8 protein-coding genes are annotated in these 12,248 nt (G+C 68.0%); all 8 read right to left on the reverse strand.

The window, feature by feature from the left end:
* On the reverse strand, positions 1-945 hold the full coding sequence (locus tag AC07SQ_RS23045; protein WP_495272911.1) for a DUF4123 domain-containing protein: 945 nt from the start codon (positions 943-945) through the stop codon (positions 1-3).
* A gap of 11 nt (positions 946-956) precedes the next feature.
* Complete coding sequence (locus AC07SQ_RS23050; RefSeq protein WP_495272912.1) at positions 957-3,788, reverse strand: type VI secretion system Vgr family protein; 2,832 nt, start codon at positions 3,786-3,788, stop codon at positions 957-959.
* A 38-nt stretch (positions 3,789-3,826) separates the two neighbouring features.
* Positions 3,827-6,553 carry a type VI secretion system ATPase TssH gene (gene tssH, locus AC07SQ_RS23055; RefSeq protein WP_495272913.1) on the reverse strand — a complete coding sequence of 909 codons (2,727 nt, stop codon included), beginning with the start codon at positions 6,551-6,553 and terminating at the stop codon, positions 3,827-3,829.
* 40 nt (positions 6,554-6,593) lie between these two features.
* A complete protein-coding gene (gene tssG / locus AC07SQ_RS23060; protein WP_159279609.1) occupies positions 6,594-7,715 on the reverse strand; it encodes a type VI secretion system baseplate subunit TssG in 1,122 nt (373 codons plus the stop codon).
* Positions 7,679-9,529, reverse strand: a complete 1,851-nt coding sequence (tssF, locus tag AC07SQ_RS23065; protein ID WP_095950380.1) for a type VI secretion system baseplate subunit TssF — start codon at positions 9,527-9,529, stop codon at positions 7,679-7,681. Before tssF ends, tssG begins: the two co-directional genes overlap by 37 nt.
* A 29-nt stretch (positions 9,530-9,558) precedes the next feature.
* Complete coding sequence (gene tssE / locus AC07SQ_RS23070) at positions 9,559-10,050, reverse strand: type VI secretion system baseplate subunit TssE (RefSeq protein WP_062474770.1); 492 nt, start codon at positions 10,048-10,050, stop codon at positions 9,559-9,561.
* A 109-nt stretch (positions 10,051-10,159) separates the two neighbouring features.
* Entirely contained in the window at positions 10,160-10,672 is a 513-nt protein-coding gene (locus tag AC07SQ_RS23075) for an Hcp family type VI secretion system effector (RefSeq protein WP_062474768.1), read from the reverse strand.
* 84 nt (positions 10,673-10,756) lie between these two features.
* Positions 10,757-12,247 carry a type VI secretion system contractile sheath large subunit gene (gene tssC, locus AC07SQ_RS23080; RefSeq protein ID WP_095747207.1) on the reverse strand — a complete coding sequence of 497 codons (1,491 nt, stop codon included), beginning with the start codon at positions 12,245-12,247 and terminating at the stop codon, positions 10,757-10,759.
* Position 12,248 lies beyond the last annotated feature (1 nt).

The following is a 12,248-nucleotide window of genomic DNA, read 5'->3' on the forward strand; positions in this document are numbered from 1 at the left end:
CTAGCCAAGGTGTTCTCCCTGTGCAGTCTGTTGGATGGAGGCCCGAGCGAACGCCGGGTCGAGCTCGGCCCGGATGGCGTCCCAGCCTTGAGGGTCGGGGATGTCGTCGAGCGCCTCGGCGAGCGATGCATCGCCTCCGATGGCACGAGCGATGGCCGTGCGCACGATCGGGTGCGTCGTCAGCTCGGGGTGGATCTGCAGGACGTAGGCGCCCAGCAGGACCCGGTCCTGTCGATTGACCACGCCTGCGGCAATGACCGCATCTGCGGCCCGCGACGCCTGCTGCAGGTGGTCGGCCGGCAGCACGCCGGCAAAGCGCTGCCAGCCCCGCAGGAGGTCGTGCACCGTTTCGCTCTTGAGCGCATGGCTCCATTGCGCCGTGCTGAACCGGGCCGACGTCGGGTCTGGACTGGCATCGGACTGGAAAAGCACCAACTGCGTGCACCTGTCGAGGCTGTACCAGCGTTGCACCGGGCCGAGAAGGCTCGCCTGCTGCGGCGGCGTGAGCACAGGCCACATCCACTGCATGACCCTGCGATCGGCCCAGCGGATGAGCTGCGAACTGCGTTGCCCCCAGAACCCACCTTGCATGACGCGTGCAAGGTGGCGAACCAGCGCGTCCACTGGCGCGGCAGTCAACAGCCATCCGCCGAGCGCGAACCCCTGCGTGCGCTCGAAGTCTGGATCGGCCTGTTCATCTGCTGCCTGTGCCAAGCTGGCTTCGAGCAGCCGCGTGTCATGCGGATGCAGGTGGATCAGGCGGGGGAGTTGCCTGTCCTTGAGCAGCGGATGGTGAACGGGGACAGGCCATGTCTGGCGCGACTCCGCTTCCAGCCACTCGGCGGGAAAGGGCTCGCGCAGCATCGGGTCGATCAGCACGTAGGCCGAGAGCGTCTCGTCCTCCTGTAATGATTCACCCAGTTGCCTGGCAAGGCGTTCAAACATGGGTGGCTGCCTCACAAGGCGACGGCGCCGCTGGCCGCGGCGTCGTCTTGTTTGGGGCAGGGTTGCAGGTCACTGCCGGAGAGCGAGTTGCTGCTGCTGTCCCCTTGCGGCCCCACGAAGTTATGCATCCCCCTGAACGTCACCTTCCCCGGCGCATGGATCTTGATGCTCGATCCTTCCAGCCTGATGTACGCCCCCGCGCTGGTCAGCAGCACGTGTTTCGGCGCCTCCACGGCCACGTCCTTCGCCGTGCTGGCGATCGTCACCTTCTTGTCCGCCGCGATCTTCGTGGCGCCGGTCTGGCTCTGAAGGCTCACCTTGCCGCTGGCCGCATGCAGCGCGATGCCACGCTCCTGGTTCGGCTCGCCGCCTTCACCGGCCTTCGCCCCGACTGTGTACAGGTTCACCCCCTTGGCCACGCTCACCGCGATCTGCCCTTGCGCGGGCATGTCGACATCCTGGCTCGCGACGATCGCGGTGTGCTGCCCGCTCACGGCGATCACTTCCTTCGGCGTGACGAAGCCGATGCCCATCGGCGCGCTGAACTGCAGGTGCGGCTCGCTGTACGCGGTGACGCTGCCGTGGCCGCCTTCGGTGGCCTTGATGTCGCCGCCGCCTGAACCAGCGTTGCTGCCCGATGCCGCAGCACCACCTTCCTGCTTCGCCTCCAGCACTTCGGCCACATGCTTCAGCGCGGCAATCGCCGGCAGTTCGCCAGGAGCGCCTTCACCCTTGATCTGCGCCTTCTGCGTCTGCGCACTCTGGGCGAGTGAGGTAGCGAGTTCTTCCGCCTGTTTCGTCTGCTGCTGCGCTTCGCGACTCGCCATGAACGCGCCCTTGGCGTTCGGCTGGGCATAGGCGCTCACGAGCAGGCCCGCGCCGGCGCGGATGGCGCCTTGCGCGGTGGTCGCCAGTTCGGCGCCGTGGCCGCGGCTCTTGCCGCGGGCGTTGTCGTCCTGCTGCTTGTGGTGGCCCAGGTGCAGGCGGCTGCTGGCCTGGGTGGTGGCCAGGCTGGTGCTGCCCTGCCCGGGGGTGTCGTCGAAGACGAGCTGGTTGTAGCCCCCGTCGCCGCTCTGGCTGGCGCTCAGTTCCTGGGTCTTGATGCCGCTGAAGACGGCGTTGTGCGCGTGCTCCTTGGCGCCCTTGCCTTCGCCGGCGAACCACGCCGGCGCGTTGCCGGTGGACTGGGCGGCACCCGCGGGCTTCTGGTTGTGCTGCGCGTCGACCTGGCCGGCGCCGTTGTACAACGCGGCGACGACCACGGGGCGGTCGATGTCGCCGTGGTGGAATTCCACCAGCACTTCCTGGCCCACGCGCGGCAGGCTCATCTGGCCCCAGTTGTCGCCGGCGGCGCTGGCGGCCACGCGCACCCAGGCGCCGAGGCGGTCGGCGGCGGGCGCGTTGTCCTGGCCGTCGGTGCGCGACTGGCGCGCGCTCGACGCACTGCCGCGCTGCCAGTGGAACTGCACCTTGATGCGGTGGTCGCGGTCGGTGTGCACGGGCGCATCGGCGCCGCCCACGCCGATGACGATGGCGCTCTGGCTGCCGTGCACGCTGGGCTTGGGATGGATGCGCTGGCCGTGGCCGTCCAGGCTCAGCGGCCGGTAGGGGATGGCCGCGCGCACGGTGGTGAATTCATTGCGGTAGTGGGTGACGGCGTCTGCGGTCGTATCGCCGTTGCCGCTGTCGAACACGGTGGCGATGTCGGGCAGGCCCAGCCGCTCGCCGATGCCGGTCTTCAGGTCTTCGTCGAAGTTGTTGCGCGCGATGTGGCGCACGGCGAGCACGGCGAAGCGGCGGTCCTGCTCGCTGTCCTTGTCGTGCTGTTCGTGCCCGTTCAGGGTGAAGGTGGTGGCGGGCGCCAGGGTGCGCACGGCGCTGCGGCCTTCGAAGCGCTTGTTGCGCAGCTCCAGCGCCTGCAGGGCGTTGGCGAGCAGGCGCTCCCCCTGCGCGGAGGTCTCCCAGCCGTAGGCGCCGGGGTCGTCGCTCCAGTGCAGGGTGCGCTGGCCCGCGGCGCGGCTTTGCTGCTGCACGGGGCGTGCGTTCACGCTCTTGTAGTCCCAGCTTTGCTGCGCGAGGCTGTTGGTCTGCAGCTGGCGATGGCCGCGCCACTGCTGGATGGTGTCCTCGCGCTCGCTGGCATCAGCACGGTGGAAGCGGATGGTGGCTTGCGCGTTGGCGCGGAAGGCACCGTTGTGGTCGGCGATGACGAGCGTGTGATTGCCCAGCGCACCGTCCTTGCCCGTGGCGTGTTCGAACCAGTAGCACAGGCCCTCTTCGGCGAGCAGCCGCGCGACGAAGTCGAAGTCGCTCTCCTGGTACTGGGTGGTGATGCCGCGCACGGGGTAGATGTCGCGCTGGGCGATCTCCCAGCGCCACTGCGGCGCGAGCTGGCCCTGGCTCTGGTAACGACCGAACACGGCATCGACGATGTCGAACACGTTCTGGTGCTGGAACAGGCAGCTGTCCTGGCGATACCGCAGGAAGGCGATCCACGGCTCGATGACGAGCCGGTAGCGCGCCATGCCGCCGTTGCTCGACACGCACTCGGCCTCGCTCACATGGCCATGGAAGGGGCGCAGTTCGGTGCGGCTTTGCGCGGTCTGCAGATCGAGCCGCACGCCCTGGCCGATGAGGCTCTTGAGTTCGATGTGCGCGTCGTCGCTCAGCGCGGTGAGTTCGAAGCGAAAGCCGCCGCCGTCGATGCACTCCACGCCGTCCAGGCGCTCGGCCAGCAGCTTGTTCTCGCCCAGCGGCGTGTGCAGCACCAGCAGGCGATCGCGCTGCGTGGTGCCCGCGCGCATGAGGCCGCCGAGCGAGGCCGATGTGAAGGTCGTCGTCATTGTTCTTGTTCTCCCGTGGGCACGCGCGGCGGCTGCGCCTAGGTGATCCGGTAGCGGAACTCGCCGCCCTTGCCGCAGCTGGCCTTGATCTTGGCCAGCGGCGTCTCGTCGGCCATGCGCGTGAGCACGGCCTCGGCAATCTCGGGCAGCAAGGTGCCGTTGAGGATGTGGTCGACGTTGCGCGCGCCCGAGTCGACCTCGGTGCAGCGCGCCAGCACGGCCTCGACCAGCGCGTCGTCCCACTCGAACACGGCCTTGTGGTTGGTCGCGATGCGGTCGCGGATGCGCCCGAGCTTGAGCGCGATGATCTGCTCGAGCACCGCATCGGTGATCGGATAGAACGGCGCCACCTTCATGCGGCCCAGGAAGGCCGGCTTGAAGGCCTTCATGAGCACGGGGCGCAGCGCCTCGGCCAGCGCGTCGGGCGCGGGGCGCTCGTCGTCGGCCTTGTTCAGGCAGGCCTGCATGATCTGCGACGAACCGATGTTCGAGGTGAGGATGATCAACGTGTTGCGGAAGTCGATCTCTCGGCCTTCGGCGTCGTCCATCATGCCCTTGTCGAACACCTGGAAGAACATCTCGAGCACGTCGGGGTGGGCCTTCTCGACCTCGTCGAGCAGCACCACGCTGTAGGGCTGGCGGCGCACGGCCTCGGTGAGCACACCGCCTTCGCCATAGCCCACATAACCGGGCGGCGAGCCCTTCAGGCCCGAGACGCTGTGCGCCTCCTGGTACTCGCTCATGTTGATGGTGATGAGCTTCTTCTCGCCGCCATACAGGATGTCGGCCAGCGCGAGCGCGGTCTCGGTCTTGCCGACGCCCGAGGGGCCGACGAACATGAACACGCCGCGCGGCTTGTTGGGGTCTTCCAGGCGCGCGCTCGCGGTGCGCACGCGCTGGGCCACGGCGGCGAGTGCATGGTCCTGGCCGATGACGCGCTCGGCCAGCAGGGTGTCGAGGCTGCGCACGGTCTTGATCTCGTCCTTGACCATGCGGCCCAGCGGCACGCCGGTCCAGGCCGAGACGATCTCGGCGACGACGTGGCCGTCGACCTGCAGCGGCACCATCGGCGTGGTGCCTTGCAGTGCGCGCAGTTCGGCCAGCAGGGCATCGAGTTCGTCGCGCGCGGGGTCGGCAGTGGCAGCGGTTTTCTTGCGGCTGGCGGCGCGGGCCGGCGCTTTCTCCGCCACGGCGGGTGCGGCCTCGGGCTGCTGCGCGGCCGACTCGTCGCGTTGTGCACGCAGCGCGCGGATGCGTTCGACCAGCGCGTTCTCTTCGGCCAGGCGTTGCTGGCTCGCGGCCAGCTCGGCCTGCAGTGCGCTCTTCTTTTCCGCCAGTTCGGCCAGGCGCGCTTCATGGCGCCCGCCGGCCGCGGTGTCGCGCACCAGCGCGGCGCTCTCGGCCTCGATGCGTTCGAGGCCGCGGTTCGCTTCCTCGATCAACGCCGGCGTTGCGCTCTGGCCCAGCGCGACTTTCGCGCACGCGGTGTCGAGCACGCTCACCGCCTTGTCGGGCAGCTGCCGTCCGCTGATGTAGCGGTGCGACAGGCGCACGGCCTCGGTGATGGCTTCGTCGAGCACGCGGATGTTGAAGTGCTTCTCCATCAGCGGCACCATGCCGCGCAGCATGGCGGCGGCCAGCGTCTCGCTGGGCTCTTCGACCTTCACGACCTGGAAGCGCCGCGCGAGTGCCGCGTCCTTCTCGAAGTACTTCTTGTACTCGCCCCAGGTGGTGGCGGCGATGGTGCGCAGCTCGCCGCGCGCGAGCGCCGGCTTGAGCAGATTGGCAGCATCGCTCTGCCCGGCCTGGCCGCCCGCGCCGATCATGGTGTGGGCCTCGTCGATGAACAGCACGATCGGGTGCGGGCTCTTCTTGACTTCGGCGATCACGTTCTTCAGGCGGTTCTCGAACTCGCCCTTCACGCTCGCGCCGGCTTGCAAGAGGCCCATGTCCAGCGTGTGCAGCGCCACGGCGCGCAGCGACTCGGGCACGTCCTGCGCGGCGATGCGCAGTGCCAGCCCTTCGACCACGGCCGTCTTGCCGACGCCGGCCTCGCCCGTGAGGATGGGGTTGTTCTGGCGCCGGCGCATCAGGATGTCGATGACCTGGCGGATCTCGGTGTCGCGGCCGATGACGGGGTCGAGCGCGCCATCTTTCGCGCGCTGCGTGAGGTTGGTGGTGAACTGGTCGAGCGCGGGCGTCTTGCCCGGCACGCCCGCGGCCAGCGGGTCGGCCGCCGGTTGCTGCGCGTCGCCCTCGGTGGCCGCGCCCGATGCGCCGGCCTCGGCCGCTTCGCTCGACCCGTCGGTGAGCTTGTCGAAGTCGTGCTTCAGGTCTTCGAGGCGGATCTTCGCGAACAGCGGCGAGCCGCGCTGCGCGAGCTGTGCGAGGTCGGGCTGCGTGAGCAGCGCGAGCAGCAGGTGGCCCGAGCGGATCTGCGCCGCATGTGCGTCGAGCGAGGCGAGCAGCCACGCCTGCTGGAACAGCTGCTGCAGGTGCTGCGAGAACACCGGCGTGCGCGTGTTGCCGTTCTTGAAGGTCTGGATCTCGCGCTCCAGGTCCGACTGGATCGCGGTGGCGCTGATGCGGTTGGCACGCAGCACGCGCGCGAGGTCGTTGTCGGTCTGCTCCAGCAGCGCCAGGAACAGGTGCTCCAGGTCGACCTCGTAGTGGCCGTGGGCCAGGCACAGGTTGGCGGCGCGCTGCGTGGCCATGCGGGCGCTGGCGTTGAGCTTGGTGATCAGTGTCTTCAGCGAGGTGCTCATGAGCGGTGGTGTTGTTCTGTCGGTCGTGTTCGTTGAAAGGTCACTGCAGGGGCTGAAGCTCGTACTGCGTGTCGCTGCGGTCGCCCTCGGCCTCGCGGGTGGTGATGAAGCTGTCCCAGCCGAGGTGGCTGCCGCCGCTGTCGCTGAGTTGCACGGCGGCCACTTCTTCGCGCGCCAGGATCAGGCGCACTTCGTATTCGCAGGTCACGCCGGCCAGCAGCGCCAGCATCTTTTCGAGCGCCTTCGCGTGCGCGCGGCCCGGAAAGAACTCGCGCAGCGCGCTGCGCTTGAGCGGGCCGATCCACAGGCGGATGCGCAGGTCGCGCTGCCAGATGCGCTCGCCCGCCATCGCGTTCTGGCCCAGGCTCACGTTGCCCTCGCCCAGCCTGGAGCGCTGCTGCACGGGCATGTCGTACCACTTGCCCAGGAACTGCTCGATGCGGATGTGGCTGCGGAAGTAATCGGACAGCACGCGCTGCAGGTACGCCGCCGACATCGGCCGGTGGCGCACGGCGGCGGCGTAGCCGGCCACGGTCTCGTCGAACACGGTGCCCGTGCCGTCGGTCAGCGGGTCGCGCTGCGCCGTGTGCTCCAGCCCGGCCATCGACAGCAGCACCGGCAGGTAGGCGCGGCTGCGCTCGTGCTCGTAGTGCAGCGGCAGGCGGTACTTGCGCCAGGCGGCATAGAAGAGCGCGGCAGCGCGGTTGCTGAACACGTCGAGAAAGGCACGCGCCGAGCTGTCGCGCAGATGCTGCTCGCGGCGCATCAGCATCTCGGTGTAGACGATGGGCAGGGCGCCCGACACGCCCAGCATGCCGAACGAGGCGGGCGTGAGTTCGATGCGGCTCAGGCCGTGCTCGTCCTCATGCGGCAGCGGCGGCTCGCACAGCTGCGCGCCCGACATCAGCTCGCCCACGGCGTCGCGCACCGCCAGCGCCTCGATCTCGCTGGGCGGGAAGTTCAGGCTCGTGGAGCTGCGAAAGCGCACCCAGCGCGGCACCATGCGCTCGCCGGGCACCAGGCGCTGGTGCACGTCGCGCTCCTGCCGCTTGAGCAGCATGAGCTCGATCAGCCGCACCGCCTGGAAAAACTCGAAGCGGTAGGGTTCGCGCAGCAGCCTTTCGGCTACAGGAGGATCGATTCGCCGCTGCGGGGCTTGCATCGCACCAGCTCCTCCTTGTCGCGCGCCGAAACGATCACCAGCTGGGTGAAGCTGTTCAGGTGCACATAGAGACCGAAGAAATGGTCCATCACGCGGGCAAAGGCCTGCAGGCTGCTGCCCACGAAGCCGGTCTCGTCGACCGTGAGCCTGAGCTCGATGCCGCGCACGAAGGTCGCGAAGGGCTTGCCCGGCAACCACTGGGTGGTGGCCTGCTGCTCGATCGCGGTGATGGCCTCGATCTGCCGCGCCGACACGGCCGAGCGGCCCAGGTCGTACAGCCGCAGCATTTCCTTCAACGCCGGCAGCCCGCTGGTGGCCAGCGACAGGTGGTTGAGCGACAGGTGCGACACCAGCCGCCACTGCACGCCCTTGCCGCGCGGCATGCGCAGCGTCTGCGTCGGGCGGCGCAGCATGCGGATCGAGCGCGCCACCGAGTTGCCCTCGATGAACAGGTCGCCGCCGGGCAGGCCGAAGGCCAGCGAATGCGGCAGGTCGCGGTTGGTGCAGGTGAGGTCGATGCTCAGCGTTTCGGTCTGCGGCAGCGAGGGCTGGAAGTCGATGTCGACGATCGAAAGCTCGGTCTCGTAGCCCGGGCTGCGCTGCGCCACGAGTTCGTTGCGCCGCGCAAACCAGTAGTGCTCGGCCTCCTTCGGATGCTCGCCGTGGTGCAGCGAGTAGAAGGGCCGGAACTCGATGTAGGCGTCGCCCTCGGCGGTCTGCTTCACGAGCTTGACCGAGTCGATGCTGTAGACCTCGAAGCCGAAGGCGCGGCGCGCATCGGCCACCACCGGGTAGGCGGCGGCGGCGTGCGTGACGCGGATCGGGTCGCTGCGCTGCTTGAAGAGGTTGATGACGGGCGTGCAGCCCAGGCGCAGGTTGCGGCTGGACACGCCCTCGAGCAGCCGCGCCGTGGGCGAATCGGCGCGCACGCCGGTCATCACCAGGTGCAGCGTGATCGAGCGGCACGAGCCGATGTGGCGCAGCGCGTTCGCCAGGTCGATGTCGACGAAGTTGAACTTCTCGGGGAACGCGAAGTACTCGCTGAGCAAACGGTAGGCCGGGTGCGAGCGCGCCGGCAGTTCGATGAGCGCATCGGCCTCCTCGAAGCCGACCGGGTGCAGCGCCTCGCCCTGCACCAGCGTCCACTTGCCGCTGCGCTCGGGCTCCACGAAGACGGCGGCCGTCTTCAGGAAGATGGCGTCGGCCAGCGCCGTGGCCAGCGAGGGCTCGGCGTCGATGAAGGTACGCAGGCGCGCCAGCGTGAGCGCCAGGGTGCCGAGCGACTTCTGCTCGCCGGTGGCCTCGAGCGTGACCGACAGGCAGCCCGTGGCGTTGCGCGGCAGCGAGGCCTGCGCGGGCGCGTTGACCACCGAGTGGTAGACCACGTTCGACACCTGAACTGCCGCCAGCGTGACGTCGTACACGCTGCGAAAGCGGCAGGCGCCGCCGCGCACCGGCTGCGAGGTGAGCTCGGTGCCGCGCGCGATGGTGACGGGCTTGCTGAGCTTGGCGAGCGCCGCGCCGCCGGCGTCGAACTGCGCGATGGAGCACGACGGAAAGGGCCGCAGGTAGTGCGGGTACATCACCTCGAGCAGCGCTTCGGTGAGCTCGGGGTAGTCGTCGTCGAGCTTCTTGCTGATGCGGGCCGTGAGCAGCGCGAACGACTGGATCATGCGTTCGACGTGCGGGTCTTCGCTGGCGTCGGCCGAGATGGCCAGGCGTGCGGCGATCTTCGGGTAGCCCTTGGCGAACTCCTGCGAGTAGCCGCGCAGGAAGGCCAGCTCGCGTTCGTAGAAGGGCAGCAACTCGTCCATGGTGTGCGTCGTGTGCGCGGATCGTGGCGCTAGGCGTACCGGCTCTTGCCGGTGCCGCGGGTGATGGAGTACTGCAGCGTCGTGGGCTGCAGCATGGCGTCGAAGTTCACCGGCTCGGCCAGCTCTGGCAGCACGAGCAGGGCGGTGATTCCGAAATAGAGCATGTGGGTGCTGGCCTGGCCGTCGACCTCGAGCGACACCGAGACATCGCGCAGGCGCGACTCGTGGCGGGCGATGGCCTGCTCCAGCGAGCGGCAGATGAACGAGCGGTCGTAGTGGCTGGCCAGGCTCAGGCCCGAGAAATCGCTCAGACCGTAGGTCATGACGGAACGCCGGCACTCGGGGTAGGCCTGGAGCTTGGCGTCGTCGAAGACCATGCGCGTGTTGAGCAGGGATTCGAGGTCGCGTGCGACCACGTTCTTGACCTCGTCAAGCGACAAATGCCGCAACACCGGCGAAGCCGGCCCGCGCCAGTCGTCATCGAACAGCTTGTCGAGCAGGCCCGGTTCGAATCCTGTCATGGGTCACTCCCTGTCTCTCGCGTCGGACAACGGGCAGGGCGCTGCGCGAGGGGCGCGGCGCCAAAAAGAAACCGCGGCCTGCGCCGCGGTCGTCATTGCCCGACTGGCGTCAGACCGAGTAGGTCTTGTCGTTCTTCGTGAGGCTCCAGGCGCCTTGCGAGTTGCCGCCCTGGTTGCCGCCGATCTTCTGCTGCGTGTACTTCCACTGCACGGCGGCGTACTTCAGCGAGAAGGTCTCGCTCGGCACGCTGGCCACGTCGGTGCTCACGACCTTCGGGTTCACGCTGGCGATCAGCACGTACTTGAGCTTGATCTCCATGTACTGCACGCGCTTGCCTTCGCCGTCGGCACGGTAGAACTGCACCGTCACCTCGTCGAAGGTGGTGCCGCCCGACGCGTGCTGGTACAGCAGCGGGCTGACGACGTCCATGTCCTTCGTGAAGATCATCTCGCCGTGCTCGCAGCGCTCGGCGGTGTGGCCGCCGGCGGTCGACGCGGTGGCCGAGCGCGGTTGCACGATGCTGTGCTGCCACGAGCTGACTTCGATCCAGTCCTTGTGGTCCTTGTCCTGCGACTCGCCGTTGATGGCCGGGCTGCCGAACTTGACGTAGATATCTTTCATGTTTCTTCCCCTTCTTGATTGATTGATTACTGACAGTTAACGTGTTGCAGCACGGCCCCTCGGCCGCGCACCCGATCTGCCTCCTTACTTATTCACTGACTTCGGCAGATCGGCGACCAAGCGCAGTGAAATAGACAGTTCATCCAGCTGGAAGTGCGGGCGCAGGAACGCGACCGCGCGGTACACGCCGGGCCGCCCGGGCACTTCGCCGACCTGGATGGCGGCTTCGCGCAGCGGGAACTGGGCCTTCTGTTCCTGCGTCGCGTTGTCGTCGAGCAGCACGTACTGCGCGATCCAGCGGTTCAGGAACTGTTCGACGTTGTGCGCCGAGGCAAAGCTGCCGATCTTGTCGCGCATCATGGCCTTGAGGTAGTGCGCGATGCGCGACACCGAGAAGATGTACTGCAGCTGCGCCGAGAGCACCGCGTTGGCGTTGGCGCTGTCGGTGTTGTACTTCTTGGCCTTCTGCAACGACTGTGCGCCGAAGAACGCCGCGTAGTCGGAGTTCTTGCAGTGCACGAGCGGAATGAAGCCCAGGTCGCTGAGCTCCTTTTCGCGCCGGTCGGTGATGGCAATCTCGGTCGGGCACTTCAGGGCGATCTCGCCCTCGTCGGTCTTGAAGGTGTGCGTGGGCAGGTCTTCGACCAGGCCACCGCCTTCGACACCGCGGATGGCCGCGCACCAGCCGAAGTCGTCGAACGCGGCCGTCAGGCGCGTGGCGAAGGCCCAGGCGGCGTTGCACCAGAGGTACTTGGCGTGGTCGGTGCCGTCGACGTCTTCGACGAAGTTGAAGCTGTCGACCACCGTGCCTTCGCGCGGGTGGTAGGGCAGGCGCCCGAGGAAGCGCGGCAGCGTGAGGCCGACGTAGCGCGAGTCTTCCGAATCGCGGAACGACTTCCACTTGGCGTACTCGACGGTGTCGAACACCTTGGCCATGTCGCGCGGCTTGCCCAGGTCGGCAAAGCTTTCCAGGCCCAGCAGCTCGGGCGAGGCCGCGCCGATGAAGGGCGCGTGCGCGGCGGCCGCCACGTGCGCCATCTGGTCCAGGAAGTACATGTCTTCGGGCTGGCGCGTGACGTCGAAGTCGCCCACCAGCGCGCCGAACGGCGCACCGCCGAAGGTGCCGAACTCTTCTTCGTAGACCTTCTTGAACATCGCGCTCTGGTCGAACTCGACGGCGGCCTTGAAGTCGCGGATCAGGTCGCGCTTGGTGGCGTTGATGACCTTGATCTTGAGCATGGTGCCGGTCGGCGTTTCCTTGACCAGGTACTCCAGGCCGCGCCAGGTGCTCTCCAGCTTCTGGAACTCGGGCGCGTGCATCACGGCGCTGAGCTGGGCGGAGATGAGCGCGTCCAGGTCGGCCACGCGCGCGTCGATCATGGCCGACACGTTGTCGGAGACGATCACCGAGCCTTCGAGGACCTGGCTGACGAGTTCGCCGATGAGGTCCTTGGTGCGCGTGTGTTCCACGTCGGACTTGGCGACCTTGCTCTTCTCGACGATCTGGTCGAGCAGGTCGACCGTGGCCTCGGACGAAGCGGCACCGCTCGATGCCGAAAGTGCTTGCGCAGTCATG

This window comes from Variovorax sp. GW821-FHT06D12, from assembly GCF_059419205.1.